A 20,270-nucleotide genomic window follows, 5' to 3' on the forward strand; every position below is an offset into this window, starting at 1 on the left:
GTTCCTCGGGGAGGAATGAAGAGCGCTCACGGCCGCTCCGCCATTCCCGCCGCGATGCGCTGGGGCTTTTTCGCACGGTCCCACCAGGCGCGCTGGATATAGAGTTCGATCCGCTCGCGGCTTTCGCCGCCATAGCGCACGAGCAGCATCGGATAATTGGCGTAATGGGCGGTCTGCCAGAAGGTGTCCGGATCGGTCTCGAACAATATCTCCTTCTCCGGGCTGGTGACCATCAGCGCGAAGCTGCCCTTCTCGCGGCCGGGCGACATGAACCCCTTGCCGTTGATCTTCGGGCAGGGCGTGCCCCACCATTTCTCCATCACCACATCGGGCAGGGTACGGGCATAGGCAGTGGCGTCTTCCCAGTCCTTCATTCGCCCGGTTTCCTTCCGTCGTCCCGCCGCTGCTCCCGCATCTCGTTCCACCATGCGAGCCGCTCGGCGATGCGCTTCTCATGGCCGCGATCGGTGGGGGTGTAGAAGGTCTGCGGCGCCATCTCCTCGGGCCAGTAATCGTCGCCCGAGAAGCCGCCCTCGGCATCGTGATCATAGGTATAGCCCTTGCCATAGCCGATGTCCTTCATCAGCCGGGTGGGGGCATTGAGGATATTCTGCGGCGGCATCAGCGAGCCGGTCTCCTTCGCCGCGCGCCATGCCGCCTTCTGCGCCACATAGGCCGCGTTCGATTTGGGCGCGGTAGCGACATAGAGACAGGCCTGGGCGATCGCCAGCTCGCCCTCGGGCGAGCCGAGGAACTCGTAGGTGTCCTTGGCCGCGAGGCACTGGACCAGCGCGTTGGGATCGGCGAGGCCGATATCCTCCACCGCCATGCGCACCAGCCGGCGCAGCACGAAGAGCGGTTCCTCGCCGGCGGTGAGCATGCGCGCGAGATAATAGAGCGCCGCCTGGGGATCGCTGCCGCGCACCGATTTGTGCAGCGCGGAGATCAGGTTGTAATGCCCCTCGCGATCCTTGTCGTAGACCGCGACGCGGCGCTGGAGGAAGCTCGACAGGCCGGCGGGATCGAGCGGCTGCTCGAAATGGACGGCGAACAGGGTTTCGGCCTGGTTGAGCAGGAAGCGCCCGTCGCCGTCCGCGCTCGCCACCAGCGCGTCGCGCGCATCGGGGGTCAGGGGCAGGGGGCGCTCCTCGGCGGCCTCGGCCCGATCGAGCAGGCGAGTCAGCGCGGTGGGATCGAGCCGGTGGAGGATCAGCACCTGGGCGCGGCTGAGCACCGCGGCGTTGAGCTCGAAGCTCGGATTCTCGGTGGTCGCGCCGACCAGGGTGACGGTGCCGTCCTCGACATAGGGCAGGAAGCCGTCCTGCTGCGAGCGGTTGAACCGGTGGATCTCGTCCACGAAAAGGAGCGTGCGCCGGCCGATCCGGGCATATTCCTTCGCCTCGGCGAACACCTTCTTCAGGTCGGCGACGCCCGAGAAGACCGCGCTGATCGCGACGAAGCGCAGGCCGACCGCATCGGCGAGCAGGCGCGCGATCGTGGTCTTGCCTGTGCCGGGCGGGCCCCAGAGGATGATCGACGAGAGCTTGCCTGCCGCGACCATCCGCCCGATCGCGCCCTCGGGGCCGGTCAGATGCTCCTGCCCCACGACATCCTCGAGCCGCTGCGGGCGCAGCTTGTCGGCCAGCGGGCCGGCGCCGCTTTCGGGGGCGTGCGGCGCCTGTTCCTCGGTCGCGAAAAGATCAGCCATCGACGGCACAGATAGGGCCGGCGGGCCCGTTTTCCCACTGCCGATGTCGGCGGCGGAAAGCCACGAAAGCAATGGCATCGTCGCGCATGGCTCGGTGCCCCTTTGCTCGTTCGCGCAGGGCGCCGGCGGAGAAGTCTAGGTCCGGGGGCATATGGGAACAATACGGGAACATCGGAAAATGTCAACATCGGCGCTTGCAAAGACTAGTTTAAGATATATCTTAGAACCATCAAGAGTCGTACAGGAGATATTATGCGACATCATCATTGCGGCCATCGCGGCATGCATTTCGGCCGCCGTGGCGGCTTTGGCAGCGGCGCGCCGGACTTCATCATCGGATGGGGCATGGGCCGCGGCGGCTTTGGCGAGCGCGGCGAACGGGGCGGCCGCCGCCGCATGTTCGACGGCACCGAGCTGCGCCTCATCCTCCTCAAGCTGATCGAGGAGCAGCCGCGCCACGGCTATGATCTGATCCGCGAGATCGAGGAGCGTTCGGGCGGCGCCTATGCCCCCAGCCCGGGCGTGGTCTATCCGACCCTCACCATGCTCGACGACATGGGCCTGATCGAGGAGAGCAAGAGCGAAGGCGCCAAGAAGCAGTTCGCGATCACCGAGGCCGGCACGGCGCATCTCGCCGAGCGGACCGAGGAAGTGGCGGCGCTGTTCGAGCGGCTTCAGCAGCTGGCGGGGCTGCGCGAGCGGTCCCATGGCGGGCCGATCCGCCGTGCGATGGGCAATCTGCGCGCCGTGTTGCAGGAACGTCTTGCGGGGGAAAGCGTCGATGCCGACATGCTGCACGGCGTCGCGGAGATCCTCGACGAGGCGGCGCGCAAGATCGAGCGGCTCTGAGCCCGGTGCCGCGCATTGAAATGTTGAGGCGGCGGCTCGGGATCGTGCCGCCGCCGATGGAGACGAAGTGCATGACGATGACGATGTTCTCGGCCGAGACGCTGGCCCCCACCGAGCATGCCAGCCGCTATCTGCAGCAGCTGTGCAAGCACTGGCAGCACAATCTCCAGGTGGAGTTCACGCCGGAGAACGGCACGGTGATCTTCCCCCGGGATGCGCGCGGCGCGAACCATCCGGGCGACGCGGTGGTGACCTTCAACGTCGCCGAGACCGGGCTCGACATCCGCGTGGACGCCAGCTCGCCCGAGCAGCTCGAGGGGTTGAAGGGCGCGGTGGAGCGCCATCTCGACCGGTTCGCCTTTCGTGAGGACGGGCTGAAATATGATTGGCGCTAATCTCGCTCTCCCCTGAAGGGAAGGGGGCGTCAGGCCCGGCTCGCGATCGCCTCGAGATAGGCGTCGAGCACCTTCTGGTTGATCGCGTCCCATTGATAGGTCTCGGCGATCGCGTGCCCGGCCGTGCCCGCCGCTTTCCGCGCGGCATGGTTCTCGCAATAATGCTGGATCGCGTCGGCATAGCGGCCCACCGCGCCCTTGCCGGGATCGACCAGCAGGCCGCTCACATTCTCCTCCACCATGCCGACCGGGCCGACCGCATTGGCGGCGACCACGGCTACGCCGGCGGCCATCGCCTCCAGCGTGACGTTGCCGAAGCTCTCGGTCAGGGAGGGATTGAAGAACACGTCCATCGAGGCGACCGCGCGCCCCAGATCGTCGCCTGCCTGGAAGCCGGCGAACACCGCGTCGGGCACGCGATCGGCGAACCATTGCTGCGCGGGGCCCTTGCCGATCACGAGCACGCGATGCTTCACGCCGCGTCGCTGCAGTTCGCCGACCACTTCGGCAAAGATGTCGAGCCCCTTTTCCAGCACCAGCCGGCCGAGGAAGCTCACGGCGACTTCATCGTCCGCGATGCCGAGGGCGCGCCGCCATTCGAGGCTGCGCCGGCCCGGATTGAAGCGATCGTGATTCACGCCGCGCGACCAGATCCGCATCGGCCGGTCGACCCCCCAGCTGCGCAGCAGCTCTTCCATGCCGCGCCCGGTGGGCATCACGGTGTCGAACCGGTTGTAGAAGCGCGTGAGGGTCCAGATCAGCAACGGCGTGACGAAGCCGATATGATAATAAGCGGGATAGGTCTCGAACCGGGTATGGACCGAGGCGACCGAGGCGATGTTGTTCCTGCGCGCCCAGGTGACTGCGCGGTGGCCGAGTATCTCGGGCGCGGAGACATGGACGAGATTGGGCGCGAAGGCCTCCAGGTCCGGCAGCACCGCCTTGATGCCCTTGGCGAACTTGTATTCGTCGCGCCCGCCCGGCACGGGCAGCGCCGGCACGCTCACCAGATCGCCCGTCGGCGGGAAGGCGGGCGTGTCGGTGGTCGGCGAATAGACGCGGACCTTCACGCCCTGATCGAGCAGATAGCCGACGAGCAGGTTGAGCGCCTGGTTCGCACCGTCGCGGACATAGTTGTAGTTGCCGCTGAACAGCGCGACGCGGAGGTCGGTAGGCTTCATGGCGCGCGCGATACCGCCCGCGGGCGCGAGGGGCAACCTTGGCGCATAGTTCTCCTTTGTGGAGGAGGGGTGGAGAAACCGTCGGTATCGCGTGCAGGGGCCCGATCCCGGCCCCTGTCCCCAGGCGAACGGGCGTTTCCAGGCTTGTTCCTATCTTGTTCTCTCGCTAGTCTCGGGCGCATGGCGAAACTCAAGAAGCGTTATGTCTGCCAGGCCTGCGGCTCGGTCTCCTCGCAATGGGCGGGGCAGTGCGGCGATTGCGGCGAGTGGAACCAGATGGTGGAGGATGCCGGGGCGGTGGTGACGCCGTTCCAGGCGCGCCACAACCTCCAGTCCGGCGGGCGGGCGATCCAGCTGACCGGGCTCAACACCGATATCGCGCTGCCCGAGCGCACCTCGACCGGCATCGCCGAGTTCGACCGCGCGCTGGGCGGCGGCTTCGTCGAGGGCTCGGCCACGCTGATCGGCGGCGATCCCGGCATCGGCAAGTCGACCCTGCTGCTCCAGGCGGCGGCGAAGATCGCCTCGCGCGGGCTGCCGGTCGCCTATGTCTCGGGCGAGGAGGCGGCGGACCAGGTGCGGCTGCGTGCGCGGCGGCTGGGCCTGGGCAAGGCGCCGGTGATGCTGGCCGCGGCGACGTCGGTGCGCGATATCCTGACCACGCTGGGCGAGGGCGCGCCGCCCGCGCTGCTGATCATCGATTCGATCCAGACGATGCATTCGGACCTGATCGAAGGCGCCCCGGGCACGGTGAGCCAGGTGCGTGCCGCGTCGGGCGAGCTGATCCGCTTCGCCAAGGAGCGCGGCACCGCGCTGGTGCTGGTCGGCCACGTCACCAAGGATGGCAGCATCGCCGGCCCGCGCGTGCTCGAGCACATGGTCGACACGGTGCTGGCGTTCGAGGGCGAGCGCAGCCACCAGTACCGTATCCTGCGCGCGGTGAAGAACCGCTTCGGCGGCACCGACGAGATCGGCGTGTTCGCGATGCAGACCGAGGGGCTGGAGGAGGTCTCCAACCCTTCGTCCCTGTTCCTCACGTCGCGCGACGAGAATGTGACGGGCACGGTGGTGTTCCCTGCGCTGGAGGGCACCCGGCCGGTGCTGATCGAAGTGCAGGCGCTCACCGTGCGGCTGGCGAGCGGGGCAACGCCGCGGCGCGCGGTGGTCGGCTGGGACAGCGGCCGGCTGGCGATGATCCTCGCGGTGCTGGAGGCGCGGTGCGGGCTCAGCTTCTCGACCTGCGAAGTCTATCTCAACATCGCCGGCGGCTACCGGGTGCAGGATCCGGCGGCGGACCTGGCGGTGGCGGCGGCGCTCGTCTCGGCGCTGGCCGAACGGCCGATCCCGGCGGACGCAGTGGTGTTCGGCGAGATCGCGCTGTCGGGCGAAGTGCGCCCCGTGGCACATGGCGCGCTGCGCTGCCGCGAGGCGGCGAAGCTGGGCTTCGGCCGCGCGCTCGCCCCCGCCGTGCAGGCGAAGGACAAGGGGGGGCTGCAACTGGCGGGGTTCAAGTCGCTCGGCCAGTTCGTCGATCATCTGCTGGGGCGCTGAGGTGCTACGTCGTTGATTGCCAAGGGGTTGCAATCGCTTGCGAGGCTATGGAACATCGTGTCGCGAACAGATTGGCGGGGCGATCGATGTTGCGAGAATTGGCCGGCGAATGGGCGCGCCCCGGGATGCTGGTGCCGACATCCTGCGCCGTGGCGCTGATGGGGGCGATCCTGTGGGCAGGCGCCGAGCCCGCCCGTACCCCGCCGCCATCGCTCGCCTTCGAAGGATTGCCGGTGAGCGGCAGCGCGGCGGATGCGCGGCGTGCCGGCTTCATCGAATGTGTCAAGATCGACGCGTTCCGCGCACGCTGCCGCCGCGGCGGGCTGATGGTGGCCGGCGAAGGCCCCTATGAGGCGGCCCTCGACCTGATCGGCAGCGACGGGCGCGGCGGCTTCGATCACCTGACCCTGTGGGCGAACGGGAGCCAGGAGGAGATCTACAAGCTGGTCGAGGCCCTGCAGCGGCGGGGCTGGATGCATTGCGAGACCGGCAACGAACGGTGGGGCGACCAGGACATCTACACGCGCAAGGGCGTGCCGGTGCGCGTGTCGATGGACCTCAGCTATTACGGCAAGCGCCGGGCGCGGATCCTTCCGCTGTGGAACAACCGGGAACGGAGCTGCACGCCCTATCATTGAGAGGGCTATCCTTTCCGCGACTTACGCCCCACATTGACGGAATGAAGCGAAGCACCGCCATTTCCATAGCCTCGGGAGTCGCGGTCGCCGCGATCGGCGGCCTCTTCCTCTATTCGCGGGCCACCCGCCCGCCGGTGATCAACAGGAAGGTGCCCGAGCCGGCCAGGCCGGTCGATCTCGCGCGCTATCTCGGCAAATGGTACGAACTGGCACGGCACGAGAACCGCTTCGAGAAGGGCCTGGACGCGGTGACCGCCGAATATGCGCTGCTCGAGGACGGCAAGATCAGCGTGACCAACAGCGGCACGCAAGGCTGGCCGGACGGCGATCGCAGCGTCTCCGAGGGCAAGGCCGTCGTCGCCGACGAGGCGACCAACGCCAAGCTCAAGGTCTCGTTCTTCGGCCCGCTCTACACCGGCGACTATTGGATCCTCGACCATGACGAGGAATATACCTGGTCGATCGTCGGCGAGCCGAGCGGGCGCTATCTATGGGTGCTGTGCCGCGAGGCGGTGCCCTCCTCGGCGCTGGCGCAGGCGATCATGAAGCGGGTCGAGGAACTCGGCTATGACCGCTGGGCGCTGCGGATCACGCGGCAGGGCTGATTTCCTCTCCCGTTTTCCATCCATCCTCCGCTATAGGCCGTCCCCGGGAGGGACGTGTTCCAATGACTTTGACCGGGCTCGACATCATCGTGCTGCTCGCGATCGGCGGCGCCGCCGTGCTGGGCTTCCTGCGCGGCTTCGTCACCGAAGTGCTGGCGCTGGTCGCCTGGCTGCTGATCGTGCTGGCGCTCAAGCTGTTCCACACGCCGCTCGCCGCGGCGCTGGCCGGAGTGGTCGGCACCGAGCAGGGCGGGGCAGTGCTCGCTTTCGTGATCCTGACCGGCGTCACCTATTTCGGCGGGCGGCTGCTCGCCCGCGCGATCGGATCGCGTACCCGCGAGAGCTTCCTCGGCCCGATCGACCGCGCCCTGGGCCTTGGTTTCGGCGCGCTCAAGGGCCTGATCCTGGTCAGCATCGGCTTCCTGCTGGTCGTGCTGCTGTTCGACACGGTGAGCGGCGGCCCGGCCAACCGGCCGCAATGGATCACCAAATCGACCACCTATCCGCTGCTCAACGCCACCAGCGCCAGCATCGCCGATTTCGTCGATCGCCGCCGCAAGGGCGAGCCGGTGTTCGGGGACGAGGCCGGCAACGGCACCGGAGCCGCCGGCAACGCGCAATGAGCCGCCGGGCGGCCGCGGCGCTGGCGCTGCTGTCGCTCGGGGGCTGCGACTCGCCGCTCGATTTCTGCCGGGCGTGCATCAAGGCCTCGCCGACCGACGAAGTGGCCGATGCGGATCGCGCGCGGATCCGCTTCATCGGCCCCGGCGCGCTTCCGGCGGAAGCCCGGCACCTTTATTATTACGAGCAATGCGGCGTGGATTGCCGGCACTGGATGCGTTTCGAACTGCCCGAGGCGGAAGCCCGGCGATTTGCCGCCACGGTGCTGGGTGGCGGAACGTTGCGACCCGGACGCGATCCATTCGAAGGGAGCGCAAGCGGCCCCCCGTCGCGGCCCATGCCGTGGTGGCCGGCACATCTGCCCGCCGATGCCGAGGGCGCGAGGATCGAGACGCAGGCGCCGCGGGGTGGAGCGCTGGCGCTGCGGGTGGAGAAGGGGCTGGCCACGGTCTGGTTCTTCGAATTCGACATGTGAACCGGGCGAATTCCGTTCACCAGGGGGTCGCACTTCGCGCGCCTCTCCCCTAAGTCGGGACGAGATGAACGCGCCGCTCTACAACACCGAGATATTGCGCCTGGCGGCCTCCGTGCCGTTCGAGGCGCGCCTGGAAGACGCGATGGCGTCTTGCGAGAAACGCTCCCCGGTCTGCGGGAGCCGCGTCACCGTCGACGTGAACCTGGACGAGGACGGCCGGATCGCCGCGATCGGCATGGTGGTGCGCGCCTGCGCGCTCGGCCAGGCATCGGCGGCGCTGATGGAGGCGCATGCCGTCGGCAGTTCGCCGGAGGAGCTCGAAGCCGCGCGCGACGATCTTGCCGCCTGGCTGTCCGGCACACGTGCCACACCGCCCGACTGGCCCGGGCTCGACCTGTTCGCGCCGGCGCTCGAGCATCGCGGGCGCCATCCCGCGATCCGGCTCGCTTTCGAGGCGGCGGCCGAGGCCGCGCGGCGGGCGCGCGGCTGATGGAGCACGCCAACGAGGCTTCGCTGCTCGGCGAATATGTGCCGTTGCTCGGTTTCGCGCTGGTCTTCGTGCTGGTGTTCCGCCGCTTCGGGCTCGGCGCCACGCTCGGCTATCTGGTCGCGGGTGCGATCGTCGGGCCGCAGGTGCTCGGGCTGGTCGGCGATGCCGAGAGCAAGATGGGCATCGCCGAACTGGGCATCGCGCTACTGCTCTTCCTCGTCGGCCTGGAGCTCAGCCCCTCGCGATTGTGGCGGATGCGGCGCGACATCTTCGGGCTCGGCCTGCTCCAGGTGGCGATCTGCGGCCTGGTGATCGCGGGCATGGTGTGGCTGGCGACCGGCAGTTCGATCGGCGCGGCGCTCGCGCTCGGCCTGCCGCTGGCGCTGTCGTCGACCGCGCAGGTGCTGCCGATGCTGCAATCGGCGGGGCGCCTGCGCACTCCGCTCGGCGAGCGCGCCTTCGCGATCCTGTTGTTCCAGGACCTCTCGATCGTTCCCCTGATCACCATCGTCGCCGCGCTCTCGCGCAATCCACAGCATCAGAGCAGCACGCCCGGCTGGCTGCTCGGCGTCTATACGGTGCTGGCGATCATCGGCCTGATCCTGGCCGGCCGTTATCTGCTGCGACCGCTGTTCCGGCTGATCGGCAATCTCGGCGAGCGCGAGATGTTCATCTTTGCCGGGCTGTTCACGGTGATCGCGGCCGCGGCGATCATGGAGGCGCTGGGGCTTTCCGCGGCGCTGGGCGCTTTCATCGCCGGCGTGATGCTGGCCGATTCGCCCTATCGCCACGAGCTGGAGGCGGATGTCGAGCCGTTCCGCTCGATCCTGCTCGGGCTGTTCTTCCTCGCCGTGGGCATGACGCTGAACCTCCACGCGATCGCCGAGCGGCCGTTCTTCGTCGTCGGCATGGCGCTGGCGCTGATCGCCGCCAAGGCCGCGATCATCATGGGGCTGGGCATGGTGTTCGGCATGCCGCGGCGCCAGGCCTTCGCGCTGGGCGTGCTGCTCAGCCAGGGTGGCGAGTTCGGCTTCGTGCTGTTCGCCCAGGCCCAGTCGGCGATGCTGATCGAGGGGCAGGCCGCGAGCATCTTCGGCGCGATCGTAACCCTGTCGATGGCGACCACGCCGTTCCTGATGATGGCGACCAAGCGGTTGCGGACCGAGCCCGCGCCGAGCGCGGAAGGCGTCGAGGGACCGCAGCACGAGGGCGCCAATGCCGTGGTGGTGGGCTATGGCCGCTTCGGCCAGACGGTGGCGCAGATGCTGCTCTCGCAGGACATCCCCGTCACCATCATCGACACCGATGTGGAGATGATCCAGACCGCGAATGATTTCGGCATGAAAGTCTATTATGGCGACGGCCTGCGCATCGACATGTTGCGCCAGGCGGGCGCGGCCGAAGCGGAACTGGTGCTGTTCTGCAACGATGGCGACAAGATCGACACCGAGTTCCTCGAAGCGGTCCATCATGCCTTTCCCAAGGCGACGGTGTTCGTGCGCGCCTATGACCGGCGCAGCGTGATCAAGATGAAGGGCGCGCCGGTGGGCGGCGTGGTGCGCGAGTTGCTCGAAAGCGCGGTGATGATGGCACGCCAGGCGATGCAGGCCGTGGGCGTCGACCAGATGGAGATCGACAGGACCGAAGCGGAGTATCGCCGCCGCGACAGCGCCCGGCTGGACGTGCAGCGCGAGACCGGCGACCTGCGGGCCGGAAGCGACGGCATGGTCACCCATGCGAGCAGGGCGGCCGCGATCGAGATCGATCTCGAGTCCTCGGGATGAAGGGGCGGCCCTTCCGCGCGCGGATGGGGTTCGCGCTGGCCGGCATCCGCGCCGGCTGGGCGCGCGAGGCGAGCTTTCGCAGCCAGGCCCGCCTCGCGGCGTTGGCCCTGGTCGCGCTGCTCCTGCTCAGGCCGGCGCCCATCTGGTGGGGGCTGGTCGCGGTCTGCTGCGCGATCGTGCTGGCATTGGAGCTGGTGAATTCGGCGATGGAAGCGGTGATCGACCTGCTGCATCCCGGCATCCATCCGTCGATCAAGGCCGCGAAGGACATGCTGGCGGGCGCGGTGCTGGTGATGAGCATCGCGGCACTCGCCGTGGCGGCGGCGATGGTGGCGGCGAGCGGGCCGCATTTCCTGGAGGAGATCGGGCTGTGAGGATCGTGACGGTGCTGGCGGCGCTTTCGGGCGCGGTGGCGGTAGCGGCGGGGGCGTTCGGCGCGCACGGCGCGAGCGGCGAGGCGGCGGAATGGCTCAAGACCGGCGGCCATTACCAGCTGGTCCATGCAGTGGCGGCGCTGGTCGCGGTGCGGATGGGCGAGCGGATCTCGCCATGGCTGTTCGTGATCGGCGGCGCGGGGTTCGCAGGGACGCTCTACCTGATGGCGCTGGGCGGCCCGCGCTGGCTGGGCGCAGTGACGCCGCTGGGCGGCGCGGCGCTGATCGCGGGATGGCTCTGCCTGGCGGTGGGCGCGTGGAGGCGGCCCGCCTGAACCCGAGCGACTTCATCCGGGCACGGCTGCCCGTGCTGCCGGTGCCGGGCATTGCCGAGATCGCGCTGCACAAGGCGGTGCCCGCCAGCGGGCTCGGCCGGCTGGCGGCGGCGGACCGGGACTTCGGCTCGCCCTATTGGGCCTATTACTGGCTGGGCGGACTGGCGCTGGCGCGGTTCGTGCTCGACCGGCCGGAGGTCGTGGCCGGGCGGCGGGTGCTCGATCTGGGCTGCGGCTCGGGACTGGTGGCGATCGCCGCGGCGAAGGCCGGGGCGGCAAGGGTGCTGGCGGTGGATATCGACCCCTATGCGCTGGCGGCCGCGGCGCTGAATGCGGCGGCGAACGGCGTCATGGTCGAGGCGGTGCACGCCGACCTGACCGATGGGCCCGCGCCCGAGGTGGACCTGATCCTGGCCGGCGACGTGTTCTACGATCCGGAGCCGGCGGCGCGGGTTGGGCCTTTCCTCGCGCGCTGCCACGCGGCCGGGGTGGAGGTGCTGGTGGGCGATCCCCGCCGCGCGCCGCTGCCGCTGGAGCGGTTGCGGGTGCTGGCGGAGTATTCGTTTGCGGAGACGGATAGCGGCGTGATGCGAGCAACGGAGGTGTTCGCGTTCGGTTGAAACTCTCCTCCCTGGAAGGGAGGGGAATGATAGCTATTCCTCCCCGACGATCTTCGCCACGCCGGCGGCCGCGTTCGGATGATAGCCCGCCTTGGCGCCCTCGTAGAAGCGAAGCGCGATCGGCTTGCCCCAGTCGCCCTGGGCCATCAGGTCCTTGTAGATCGGGTAGATCAGCAGGCCGCGGCCGACACGCTTCACGAATTCCTCGATCCCCGGGAGCGCCGGCTCGTAGCGGTTGGCGATCGCCAGTTCGGCCCAGGCCGACCGGACATAGGCGTTGTTCGAGGCGGACAGGCCGAGCGCCCCGTCGAGCTCGGCGAGGCGGGCCGGCGTCTGCTGGCGCGGGATGCCGTTCAGGAAGCGCAGCCATTGCTGGGTCGCCCAGCCGGCCGGCTGCACCGCGCTCGCCGGGCCGCCGGCGTTGAACGCCGCGAGCTTCGCGTCCACGGCGGCAAGCGTTGCCGACGTCACGTGCACGGCATTGTCGGGGAGTCCCGGCCGATAGGCCCAGCGATCGAGCTCCAGCTTCGCCTCGAGCGCCTTGTCGCCCTTGATCAGATTGGCGCGCAGGTCCGCCAGGAAGCCGGCGGTGGTCTGTGGCTGGAAGGCATGGCGATCGAAATAGGCGCGCAGATAGGCGTCCCATTTCGCCCGGCCCACCGCCGCTTCGATCGTGCGCAGGAAGGTCGAGCCCTTGAAATAGTCGAGCTGGCCGAAGGTCGCCCCCGGATCGCCATGGAGGCGGGTGGTGGCGGCGTCGCTGCCGCCGGCATCCTTGATGTCGCGCTGCAGCCCGTCCCAGTCGAGATCGGCGTACATGGCGGCGCGCTCCTTGCCATAGACCGCCTCCATGATCCGGTTCTCGAAATAGGTGGTGAAGCCCTCGTTGAGCCAGCTGTCCGACCAGGTCGCGTTGGTGACGAGGTTGCCCGACCAGCTATGCGCCAGTTCGTGCGCGACGACGTCGGTATTCGAGCGGTCGCCGGTGATGATCGTCGGCGTCAGGAAGGTGAGGGTGGGGTTCTCCATGCCGCCATAGGGGAAGCTGGGCGGCAGCACGAGCATGTCGTAGCGGCCCCAGCGATAGGGGCCGTAGAGCGCCTGCGCCGCGTCGATCATCTTCTCGACATCGCCGACCTCGTACGCCGCGGCATCGAGCATCGAAGGCTCGGTCCACACGCCCGAGCGCTTGCCGGTCGCCTTGAAGGCGAGGTCGCCCACGGCCATCGCCACGAGATAGGGCGGCACCGGCTTGTCCATCCGGAAGCGGAACCTGCGCTTGCCGTCCGGCGCGGCCTGGCCCTTCTCGCCGTCGAGCCGGTCGCCGCTCATCACCGCGACGAAGCCGGCGGGCACGGTGAGCGTCGCCGACCAGGTCTGGCGGATGCCGGGGCTGTCCTGGGTGGGGATCCAGCTGCGGTTGTTGATCGGCTGGCCCTGGCTGAACAGATAGGGCTTGCGCTTCCCGGCGGTGAGCTCCGGGGCGAGCCACTGGAGCGCCGATGCGCCCGGCCGTGTCTTGTAGCGGATCAGGATCTGCTTGTTGCCCTCGAGCTGCACGGTGAGCGCCGAGCCCAGCTCCTTGTCGCGCGGGCCGATGGTGAAGGGGAGCGGCTTGCCCTTGGGGCAAGTGACCGAGATCACGTCGAGATCATCGACGTCCAGCACGATCTCCTTCGCGCCGGTAGCGGCGAGCACGTCGAGCGTCGCGACGCCGGACAGCGTCTTGCCGGCGAAGTCGACGTCGAGGTTCAGATCGACGTGCGTCACTCGCGCCACTTCGGGCACGGCATGGGTCCACGCGTCCTTCGCCTCGGGCGTGGTCAGGATCGGGGCGGGCTTGCCGGTCTGGGCGGCGGCGGGCGCGGCGATCACGATCGCGGCGGCGAGAGCGGGGAGGATGCGCATGCCGATGTGCTAGGCGGATCGAAGGCGAACGGCAACCGATGCGCTGCTTCTCTCTCTTCCCGGCGGGAAGTCACTGGTCGAGCATGTCGCGCACCTTCGCCGCCAGGTCGGTATAGGTGAAGGGCTTGGGCAGCAGCTGCACGCCGGGGTCGAGCCGGCCATGATGGACGATCGCGTTGCGGGCATAGCCGGTCGTGAAGAGGATCTTGAGATCGGGCCGCTTCGCATGCGCCTCGGTGGCGAGCACCGCGCCGGTCATGCCGCCGGGCAGCACGACATCGGTGAACAGCAGGTCGATCGCTTCCCGCTCGGCATCGAGCGCGGCGAGCGCGGCGGGGCCGTCCCCCGCCTCGATCACACGGTAGCCCAGTTCGCGCAGCACCTCGACCGTATAGGCGCGGACATTCTCGTCGTCCTCGCATACCAGGATCGTCTCGTCGACATTGCCCTGCGGCGCGGGAAGCACCGGAGCATGGGCCGCCGCGCCTCGGGCCGTGCCGTGGAAGCGGGGCAGGTAGATCTTCACGGTCGTGCCGCTCCCCCGCTCCGAATAGATGCGGACATGCCCGCCCGACTGCTTGATGAAGCCATAGACCATCGACAGGCCCAGGCCCGTGCCGCGTCCCACTTCTTTGGTGGTGAAGAAGGGCTCGAAGGCATGGGCGAGCGTTTCCGCATCCATGCCGGTGCCGGTGTCGGACACGCAGATCAGCACATATTGGCCGGGTGCCACTTCGGCGTCGATCGCGGCATAATGGCTGTCGAGATGGGTATTGGCAGTCTCGATGGTCAGCTTGCCGCCCTGCGGCATCGCGTCGCGCGCGTTGACGGCCAGGTTGAGCAGCGCATTCTCCAGCTGGTTCGCGTCCACTTCCGCCGGCCAGACGCGCGCGGCCTGCACGATCTCCACTTCGATCATCTCGCCCAGGCTGCGATGGAGCAGGTCGGACATGCCGGCGATCAGCCGGTTCGGATCGACCCGTTTCGGCGCGAGCGGCTGGCGGCGCGAGAATGCCAGCAGGCGCTGGGTGAGCACCGCCGCGCGCTGCGCCCCGTTCATCGCTGCGCCGGCCGCGCGGGCCAGCCGGGGCTGATCGGGCGGCAGGTTGCGCTGGAGAATGTCGAGATTGCCGGTGACGATCTGGAGCAGGTTGTTGAAGTCGTGCGCGACGCCGCCGGTCAGCTGGCCCACCGTCTCCATCTTCTGGGACTGGCGCAGCGCCGCCTCGGCCGCGGCGAGAGCCTCCGCCGCCTGGCGCTCGGCGGTGATGTCGCGCGCCACGCAATAGAGCAGGTCGCCTTCGGGCACCGCCGTCCAGCTGAACCAGTGATAGTCGCCGTCCTTGCCGCGGAAGCGGTTCTCGAAGCGCAGGGTGGGCGCGCCCTGCTGCAGCCCGGTCAGCTCCGCGCGGGTGCGCTTGCGGTCGTCGGGATGCTCCATCCATTCCGAGGTACGGCCTACCAGTTCTTCGGCATTCCAGCCGAGGATCTCGGTCCAGGCGGGGCTGACGTTGCGCCACACGCCATGGCTGTCCGCGATCAGGAACGGATCGCGCGCCAGCGTCCATAGTCGGTTGCGATCGGCGATCGCCTCGCGCTCGGCGAGCACGCGGGCCGTCGTCTCGCTGACGATGCACAGCACGCCGCCCACCGTGCCGTCGTCGTCGAACACGGGCGAATAGCTGATGTCGAAATAGGTGGTCTCGCCGCGCCCCTGGTCGCGCTCGATATAGAAGGGGCGGTCCTTGGCCCAGAAGGTCTCGCCGGTGTCGCGCACGCCCTGGAGCAGCGGGCCGAGATCGTCCCAGAGCTCGCCCCACCATATCAGCGCCGACTGGCCGAGCGCGCACGGGTGCTTGTCGCCGATCGTCGGCGCATAGGCCTCGTTGTAGAGTGCGCAGAATTCGGGGCCCCAGAACATCACGATCTCGGCGCGGGCGGGCAGCATCATGCGAAGCGAGGCGAGGAGCGCGTTCGACCAGCCGGCAGCGGGGCCCAGTGGCGATTCGTCGCCGATCGCGGCCGTCAGTCGGCCCAATTCTCCAAAGGCTGCTAGCGAGGTGGCTGGAGAGATCGCGGTGGCCATCCGTCCCCCGGAGAGTGTCTGTTTCGTTGCGCGGACGAAATCGCCGTCCGCCGTCAAGTCAACGCGGCAGGCGCCATTCGGCTCCCGAAAAGCTGGGGATGATTCACTGCGCGAAAGCGGCGAGGGCAGTGCGATAGCTGCGGCCGAGCGGGACGATGGCGCCGCAGCTGAGCTGTACGGCGAGCCGGCCGCTCGCCTCGCGATAGATTTGCGAGACGTGGTGCTGGTTCACCACGATCTGGCGATGCACGCGGATGAAGCCGAACGCCGCGAAGCGCCCGGCCAGTTCGGAAAGCGGCGCGCGGACCAGGTGCACGCGGCCATGGGCCAGGATCTCGCTGTAGTTCCCCGCCGAACGGATCTGCGCCACGTCGCAGGCACGCACGCGCAGGAAGGGCGCCTCGGGCAGGCTGAGCCATTGTTCGGCACTCGGCTGGGCGGGCGACGCTAGCGGCGGCTCGGCGAAGGGTGCATCCGCCTCATAGGGGTCTTGCCGGTTGGCGAGATGGCGTCGCCAGGCCATCAGCGACAGCCATGCAGTCGAACCCAGCGCGATCGCGCGGGGCAGGAAATTGTCGACCGGCACCGGCGGCGGTCCGTGGGGGCCGCAAAGCTGATAGGGAGAAATGGCGATCGCGAAGCGCGATGCCGCGAACTCGGTGAGCATCACCGGCACGAACGCGAATGCGCCGAGCAGCAGGGGCGATCGCTTCGGCGCCTGCAATATCTCTTCCATCGGCTTGCGGCTTGCCCAGGCGATGGTGAGCATGGCGCCCCAGACGAGCAGCCGCGCCAGCCGCGCCTCGTCCGGATGCTCCGCGGCGAAGCTTCCCGTATTCGCTTCCAGCCCGCCAATCCCATAGCCGAGCAGGAAGGCGAACAGCGCGAACGCCGTCGCCGCGCTCAACGGGATCCTGATGTTCCAGATCGACTCGCGCGCCGCCACTTCCATGCACGCACGATAGCTCGCGAACGCGCGCGCGCGAACTGCCGTTCGTCACGCCCGCGATCCATTCGTCCCAGCCCGCTCCCCGCGCTGCCGCCGCGCCGGCCAATCCGGCCGGGTTGGGAAGAGGGTTCGTGTCATGCGTCATTCGATATTCTGCCTGCCGCTTCTGGCGGCGCCCGCCGCTCATGCGCAGACCGTGCGGGCACCGCAGCCGCCGGCGAGCGGCGATGTGGTCAGCGCCGCCGACGATGCGTTCGGCCGACGGATCGGGATCGAGGAAGTGGGGCTCTATTCGGAGAGCGAGGTGCGCGGGTTCGACCTGCAGGCCGCCGGCAACTATCGGATCGAGGATCATTATTATGTCCGCGTGGCCGGCATGCTCCAGCCGCTGAACGGCGGCACCGCGATCCGTGTCGGCGCCAACGGCCTGCGGACCGATTTCGCCGCTCCTTCGGGGGTGGTGCAATATACGATGCCCGGGGCCGCGCCCGGCGTGCGCGCCTCGATCGAGACGGGCTGGTGGGGCGGCTCGGGGCCGGTGGCGATGCTGCGCGGCGCGGCGGGTACGGCCGATGGGCGCTGGTCGATCGCGGGCGCCCTCCAGCTCACGCCCGCCCAGCAATATACCGACGGCACGACCGGCGACTTCACTGCGATCGGCCTTGTCCCGCGCTGGTCGCCGGCGCCGGGCGTGCGGATCACCGGCGTGTGGAGCCACAACTGGTTCCCCCGCGAAGGCGATACCTATTATTCCAATCCGGCCGGCGCGCCGCGCGAAGTGAAGCGCTGGACCAACCGCACCCAGAGCTGGATGGGCGCGCGCAACGAATCCGACCTGATCGGCGCCTTTGCCGATGTGGATGCGGGCAAGGGTTGGCGGTTCGGCGCTTCGCTGTTCTACAATGGGCTACCCTATGACCACAGCGCCTACAGCGTGCTGCGCTTCACAGGCAATGGCCGCGAGGCGGTGGCGAGCGGGCTGCTGTTCGGCGCCGAGACGCGCCACTCGATCTCTGCCGAAGTCACTGCGGCCAAGCAGTTCGCCACGGGAAATCTCACCCACCGCATCATCGCCATGGCCCGCCGGCGCGATTCGATGGTGGAAAGCGATCCCGGCGTGCCCTTTGCGCTCGGCACCTATGCCGATGTGAACGATCGGCCGCGTATCGCCCGGCCCGCGGTCGCGCTCGGCACGGTCCGCAAGCGCGACGATGTCGGGCAATGGACCGGCGGCCTTGGCTATCGACTGTCGATCGGCACGCTGGCGGAGCTGCGCCTGGACGCGCAGCGGGTCGAATATGCCAAGCGCGTCCGGGCACTCGACGGCGCGGTGACCGAGCAGACGACGCGGCCCTGGCTCTATGGCGGGGCGCTGTCGGTGGGGATCACTTCGCGGCTCACCGGCTTTGCCAGCTATGCGCGCGGGCTGGAGGAAGCCGGCGTCGCGCCCGCCAATGCCAGCAATCGCGGCGCGGTCCTGCCCGCCGCCATCTCGCGCCAGGCCGAGCTGGGGCTGAAATATGGCTTTGCCGGCGGGCCGACGCTGATCGCCGGCCTGTTCGACCTGTCCAAGCCGACGCCGGGGATCGATGCCACGGGCGCGTTCGATTTCGTCGGCACGGTGCGCCATCGCGGCGTGGAGCTGTCGCTGGCCGGGCCGCTCACGTCGCGGCTGAATGCGGTGCTGGGTGCGACCTGGCTCGATGCCAGGATCGACGGCGAGCTGGTGGATCGCGGCGTGATCGGCGTCCGCCCGATCGGCCGCCCGCGCGTGACCGCGCTTGCCAACCTCACCTGGCGCGTGCCCGGCGTGGAGGGGCTGACGGTGGATGGCGGCGTGAACATTCGCGGCGCGCGCTATGCCGATCGCGAGAACGGCGTCGCGCTGCCCGGCTATGCGCTGTTCAACCTGGGGCTCCGCCAGGCCTTCGCGATCGGCGGCCATCCGATGACGCTGCGCGCGCGCGTGACCAACCTGACCGATCGCTTCGCCTGGAATCCGGCCAGTTCGGGGCTGATCACGCCGATCGCCCCGCGCACGCTGACCCTGACGCTGACGAGCGAGCTTTAGCGCTCCTGCGCGTCCAGGAACGCCGCCACTTCGGCAAGGTCGACATCCTTGTCGAGGTACGTCCGCCCGATCCCGCGCGCGAGCAGGAAGGGCAGGGTGCCGGCGCTCATCTTCTTGTCGTGGAGCATGTGCTCCACGAGCCGCGCACCGGAGGCGGTGATCCCCGCCGCCTTCAGCCCATCCGGCAGGCCGACCGCGGCCAGGTGCGCGGCAACCCTTTCGGCATCCTGGCCGGGGCAGATGCCCTTGGTGGCGGAGAAGCCGAAGGCGAGCGCCATGCCCGCCGCCACGCCCTCGCCGTGCAGCAGCCGGTCGGAAAAGCCGGCCTCGGCCTCCAGCGCATGGCCGAAGGTGTGGCCGAGGTTGAGCAGCGCGCGCATGCCGCTGGTCTCGCGCTCGTCGGCCGCGACGATCCGCGCCTTGGCCGCCACCGAATGGGCGATGGCATGTTCGCGCGCGGCCGGATCGCCCGCGAGCAGCGCGGCGGCGTTGGCCTCGCACCATTCGAAAAAGGCGAAATCGTCGATCAGCCCGTATTTCACCACTTCGGCATAGCCGGCGCGCAAGTCGCGGGCCGGCAGCGTGTCGAGCACCTGCGGGTCGATCAGCACCATGGCCGGCTGGTGGAAGGTGCCGACCAGGTTCTTGCCGGCGCGCGTGTTGATCGCGGTCTTGCCGCCCACCGAGCTGTCGACCTGGGCGAGCAGGGTGGTGGGGATCTGGACGAAGCCGCAGCCGCGCTTGAGCACCGAAGTGGCGAAACCGACCAGGTCGCCGATCACCCCGCCGCCGAGCGCGATCACATGGTCGCCGCGCTCCACCCCCAGCTCGAGCAGCCGGTCGAGCAGCGCCTCCAGCTGTCCCCAGCTCTTGGTGCCCTCGCCGGGCGGCAGGACGATCGCTTCGCTTGATCCCAGGCTCGCTTGCAGCGTGGCGAGATGCGGCAGGAGGTTCCGGTCGGTCACGACGACGCGGCGTCGACCCCTGTCGAACGGAGCGAGCGCTTCGCCCGCGCGACCGAGGAGCCCCGCTTCGATGCGGACGTCATAGCTGCGGTCGCCGAGCGCGACGGGGACGATAGTCACAGGTGCAGGGCCTTCAGGATCGCGTCGACGGTGGTGTCGTGCGGCGCTGCTATGCTGGGCACCCGGATCGGCGCAAGCGCGTAATAGGGATTGCGGATCGCGGCGAGTTCGGTGAGCACCGCCTCGGGGTCGCGTCCGCGCAGCAGGGGGCGGGTGTCGCGGCGGCGGACCCGGTCGGCCAGCACCGCCGGTTCGGCATCGAGCCACACCGCGATCGCATGCTCCAGGATCAGCGCGCGCGTGCTTTCGTTCATGAACGCGCCGCCGCCCGTGGCGATGATCTTGGGGGCGCCATCGACCAGCCGGGCGATCACCCGCCGCTCCCCGTCGCGGAAATGCGCTTCGCCGAAACGCTCGAAGATGTCGGCCACGGTCATGCCCGCGGCCGCCTCGATCTCATGGTCGGCGTCGACGAAGGGCAGGCGCATGCGTTGCGCCAGACGCCGGCCGACCGTGGTCTTGCCCGCACCCATGAGGCCGATCAGGACGATGGCCTTGCCCGTCCACGCGGTATTCGCTGCCTGCGTTTGTAACATGTTCGGAAG

At 68.9% G+C, this 20,270-nt stretch carries 21 protein-coding genes; 13 read left to right on the plus strand and 8 right to left on the minus strand.

The features are described 5' to 3' along the window. Nucleotides 1–26 precede the first annotated feature (26 nt). Complete coding sequence (locus tag CAP40_RS08425; RefSeq protein ID WP_086128931.1) at nt 27–374, minus strand: hypothetical protein; 348 nt, start codon at nt 372–374, stop codon at nt 27–29. Further along, nucleotides 371–1,708 (minus strand): replication-associated recombination protein A, encoded by a 1,338-nt coding sequence (locus CAP40_RS08430; RefSeq protein WP_086128932.1) that lies wholly within the window; start codon nt 1,706–1,708, stop codon nt 371–373. Before CAP40_RS08430 ends, CAP40_RS08425 begins: the two co-directional genes overlap by 4 nt. A gap of 252 nt (nt 1,709–1,960) precedes the next feature. On the opposite strand from CAP40_RS08430, the gene CAP40_RS08435 reads away from it, so the two are divergent. Next, a complete protein-coding gene (locus tag CAP40_RS08435) occupies nt 1,961–2,557 on the plus strand; it encodes a PadR family transcriptional regulator (RefSeq protein WP_373384887.1) in 597 nt (198 codons plus the stop codon). A gap of 77 nt (nt 2,558–2,634) precedes the next feature. Next, nucleotides 2,635–2,952 (plus strand): DUF2218 domain-containing protein, encoded by a 318-nt coding sequence (locus tag CAP40_RS08440; protein WP_373384893.1) that lies wholly within the window; start codon nt 2,635–2,637, stop codon nt 2,950–2,952. 29 nt (nt 2,953–2,981) lie between these two features. Here CAP40_RS08440 and CAP40_RS08445 read toward each other — a convergent pair whose 3' ends face one another. After that, nucleotides 2,982–4,133, minus strand: coding sequence for a glycosyltransferase family 1 protein (locus CAP40_RS08445; RefSeq protein WP_086128934.1), 1,152 nt, complete (start codon nt 4,131–4,133; stop codon nt 2,982–2,984). 180 nt (nt 4,134–4,313) lie between these two features. Between CAP40_RS08445 and radA the strand changes: the two genes are divergently transcribed. The 10 genes from radA to CAP40_RS08495 all read left to right on the plus strand — a co-directional run bounded on the left by radA (nt 4,314) and on the right by CAP40_RS08495 (nt 11,626). Next, nucleotides 4,314–5,684 (plus strand): DNA repair protein RadA, encoded by a 1,371-nt coding sequence (gene radA / locus CAP40_RS08450; protein WP_086128935.1) that lies wholly within the window; start codon nt 4,314–4,316, stop codon nt 5,682–5,684. Between the two features lie 86 nt (nt 5,685–5,770). Continuing rightward, nucleotides 5,771–6,322: a hypothetical protein gene (locus tag CAP40_RS08455; RefSeq protein ID WP_256924080.1), complete on the plus strand. Its 552-nt coding sequence runs from the start codon at nt 5,771–5,773 to the stop codon at nt 6,320–6,322. A 41-nt stretch (nt 6,323–6,363) separates the two neighbouring features. Beyond that, nucleotides 6,364–6,927, plus strand: a complete 564-nt coding sequence (locus tag CAP40_RS08460) for a lipocalin family protein (RefSeq protein WP_086128936.1) — start codon at nt 6,364–6,366, stop codon at nt 6,925–6,927. 62 nt (nt 6,928–6,989) lie between these two features. Next, nucleotides 6,990–7,550, plus strand: a complete 561-nt coding sequence (locus tag CAP40_RS08465; protein WP_086128937.1) for a CvpA family protein — start codon at nt 6,990–6,992, stop codon at nt 7,548–7,550. Beyond that, nucleotides 7,547–8,023, plus strand: a complete 477-nt coding sequence (locus CAP40_RS08470; protein WP_086128938.1) for a hypothetical protein — start codon at nt 7,547–7,549, stop codon at nt 8,021–8,023. Before CAP40_RS08465 ends, CAP40_RS08470 begins: the two co-directional genes overlap by 4 nt. Before the next feature lie 64 nt (nt 8,024–8,087). Then, entirely contained in the window at nt 8,088–8,513 is a 426-nt protein-coding gene (locus tag CAP40_RS08475; RefSeq protein ID WP_086128939.1) for an iron-sulfur cluster assembly scaffold protein, read from the plus strand. Next, complete coding sequence (locus CAP40_RS08480; RefSeq protein ID WP_086128940.1) at nt 8,513–10,297, plus strand: monovalent cation:proton antiporter-2 (CPA2) family protein; 1,785 nt, start codon at nt 8,513–8,515, stop codon at nt 10,295–10,297. Before CAP40_RS08475 ends, CAP40_RS08480 begins: the two co-directional genes overlap by 1 nt. After that, nucleotides 10,294–10,671 carry a diacylglycerol kinase gene (locus CAP40_RS08485; RefSeq protein ID WP_086128941.1) on the plus strand — a complete coding sequence of 126 codons (378 nt, stop codon included), beginning with the start codon at nt 10,294–10,296 and terminating at the stop codon, nt 10,669–10,671. Before CAP40_RS08480 ends, CAP40_RS08485 begins: the two co-directional genes overlap by 4 nt. Next, nucleotides 10,668–11,006: a DUF423 domain-containing protein gene (locus tag CAP40_RS08490; protein ID WP_086128942.1), complete on the plus strand. Its 339-nt coding sequence runs from the start codon at nt 10,668–10,670 to the stop codon at nt 11,004–11,006. The genes CAP40_RS08485 and CAP40_RS08490 overlap by 4 nt, the downstream gene beginning before the upstream one ends. After that, complete coding sequence (locus CAP40_RS08495) at nt 10,964–11,626, plus strand: methyltransferase (RefSeq protein WP_179187991.1); 663 nt, start codon at nt 10,964–10,966, stop codon at nt 11,624–11,626. Before CAP40_RS08490 ends, CAP40_RS08495 begins: the two co-directional genes overlap by 43 nt. A gap of 33 nt (nt 11,627–11,659) precedes the next feature. On the opposite strand, the gene CAP40_RS08500 is transcribed toward CAP40_RS08495, so the two are convergent. The 3 genes from CAP40_RS08500 to CAP40_RS08510 all read right to left on the minus strand — a co-directional run bounded on the left by CAP40_RS08500 (nt 11,660) and on the right by CAP40_RS08510 (nt 16,572). After that, nucleotides 11,660–13,534: a M1 family metallopeptidase gene (locus CAP40_RS08500; protein ID WP_086128943.1), complete on the minus strand. Its 1,875-nt coding sequence runs from the start codon at nt 13,532–13,534 to the stop codon at nt 11,660–11,662. A gap of 70 nt (nt 13,535–13,604) precedes the next feature. Next, nucleotides 13,605–15,572 (minus strand): PAS domain-containing sensor histidine kinase, encoded by a 1,968-nt coding sequence (locus CAP40_RS08505; RefSeq protein WP_256924081.1) that lies wholly within the window; start codon nt 15,570–15,572, stop codon nt 13,605–13,607. A gap of 151 nt (nt 15,573–15,723) precedes the next feature. Continuing rightward, nucleotides 15,724–16,572, minus strand: coding sequence for a LytTR family DNA-binding domain-containing protein (locus tag CAP40_RS08510; protein WP_086128945.1), 849 nt, complete (start codon nt 16,570–16,572; stop codon nt 15,724–15,726). 133 nt (nt 16,573–16,705) lie between these two features. Here CAP40_RS08510 and CAP40_RS08515 point away from each other — a divergent pair, with 133 nt between their 5' ends. Further along, the gene (locus CAP40_RS08515) at nt 16,706–18,640 is read left to right on the plus strand and encodes a TonB-dependent siderophore receptor (protein ID WP_086128946.1); all 1,935 of its coding nucleotides are present in this window, start codon (nt 16,706–16,708) and stop codon (nt 18,638–18,640) included. Here the strand turns inward: CAP40_RS08515 and aroB are convergent. Together aroB and CAP40_RS08525 are read right to left on the minus strand one after the other, a co-directional pair. Next, complete coding sequence (aroB, locus tag CAP40_RS08520; RefSeq protein ID WP_086128947.1) at nt 18,637–19,725, minus strand: 3-dehydroquinate synthase; 1,089 nt, start codon at nt 19,723–19,725, stop codon at nt 18,637–18,639. The genes CAP40_RS08515 and aroB overlap by 4 nt on opposite strands. Then, on the minus strand, nt 19,722–20,261 hold the full coding sequence (locus CAP40_RS08525) for a shikimate kinase (protein WP_086128948.1): 540 nt from the start codon (nt 20,259–20,261) through the stop codon (nt 19,722–19,724). Before CAP40_RS08525 ends, aroB begins: the two co-directional genes overlap by 4 nt. Nucleotides 20,262–20,270: the final 9 nt, after the last annotated feature.

The sequence above is a fragment of the Sphingomonas sp. IBVSS2 genome (genome assembly GCF_002127225.1).
In the GTDB taxonomy this organism is placed as follows: domain Bacteria; phylum Pseudomonadota; class Alphaproteobacteria; order Sphingomonadales; family Sphingomonadaceae; genus Sphingomonas.

Coding starts and splice junctions, on each gene's coding strand:
- CAP40_RS08425 (WP_086128931.1), bottom strand. CDS start 374: ATGAAGGACTGGGAAGACGCCACTGCCTATGCCCGTACCCTGCCCGAT.
- CAP40_RS08430 (WP_086128932.1), bottom strand. CDS start 1,708: ATGGCTGATCTTTTCGCGACCGAGGAACAGGCGCCGCACGCCCCCGAA.
- CAP40_RS08435 (WP_373384887.1), top strand. CDS start 1,961: ATGCGACATCATCATTGCGGCCATCGCGGCATGCATTTCGGCCGCCGT.
- CAP40_RS08440 (WP_373384893.1), top strand. CDS start 2,635: ATGACGATGTTCTCGGCCGAGACGCTGGCCCCCACCGAGCATGCCAGC.
- CAP40_RS08445 (WP_086128934.1), bottom strand. CDS start 4,133: ATGAAGCCTACCGACCTCCGCGTCGCGCTGTTCAGCGGCAACTACAAC.
- radA (WP_086128935.1), top strand. CDS start 4,314: ATGGCGAAACTCAAGAAGCGTTATGTCTGCCAGGCCTGCGGCTCGGTC.
- CAP40_RS08455 (WP_256924080.1), top strand. CDS start 5,771: ATGTTGCGAGAATTGGCCGGCGAATGGGCGCGCCCCGGGATGCTGGTG.
- CAP40_RS08460 (WP_086128936.1), top strand. CDS start 6,364: ATGAAGCGAAGCACCGCCATTTCCATAGCCTCGGGAGTCGCGGTCGCC.
- CAP40_RS08465 (WP_086128937.1), top strand. CDS start 6,990: ATGACTTTGACCGGGCTCGACATCATCGTGCTGCTCGCGATCGGCGGC.
- CAP40_RS08470 (WP_086128938.1), top strand. CDS start 7,547: ATGAGCCGCCGGGCGGCCGCGGCGCTGGCGCTGCTGTCGCTCGGGGGC.
- CAP40_RS08475 (WP_086128939.1), top strand. CDS start 8,088: ATGAACGCGCCGCTCTACAACACCGAGATATTGCGCCTGGCGGCCTCC.
- CAP40_RS08480 (WP_086128940.1), top strand. CDS start 8,513: ATGGAGCACGCCAACGAGGCTTCGCTGCTCGGCGAATATGTGCCGTTG.
- CAP40_RS08485 (WP_086128941.1), top strand. CDS start 10,294: ATGAAGGGGCGGCCCTTCCGCGCGCGGATGGGGTTCGCGCTGGCCGGC.
- CAP40_RS08495 (WP_179187991.1), top strand. CDS start 10,964: ATGGCTCTGCCTGGCGGTGGGCGCGTGGAGGCGGCCCGCCTGAACCCG.
- CAP40_RS08500 (WP_086128943.1), bottom strand. CDS start 13,534: ATGCGCATCCTCCCCGCTCTCGCCGCCGCGATCGTGATCGCCGCGCCC.
- CAP40_RS08510 (WP_086128945.1), bottom strand. CDS start 16,572: ATGGAAGTGGCGGCGCGCGAGTCGATCTGGAACATCAGGATCCCGTTG.
- CAP40_RS08515 (WP_086128946.1), top strand. CDS start 16,706: ATGCGTCATTCGATATTCTGCCTGCCGCTTCTGGCGGCGCCCGCCGCT.
- CAP40_RS08525 (WP_086128948.1), bottom strand. CDS start 20,261: ATGTTACAAACGCAGGCAGCGAATACCGCGTGGACGGGCAAGGCCATC.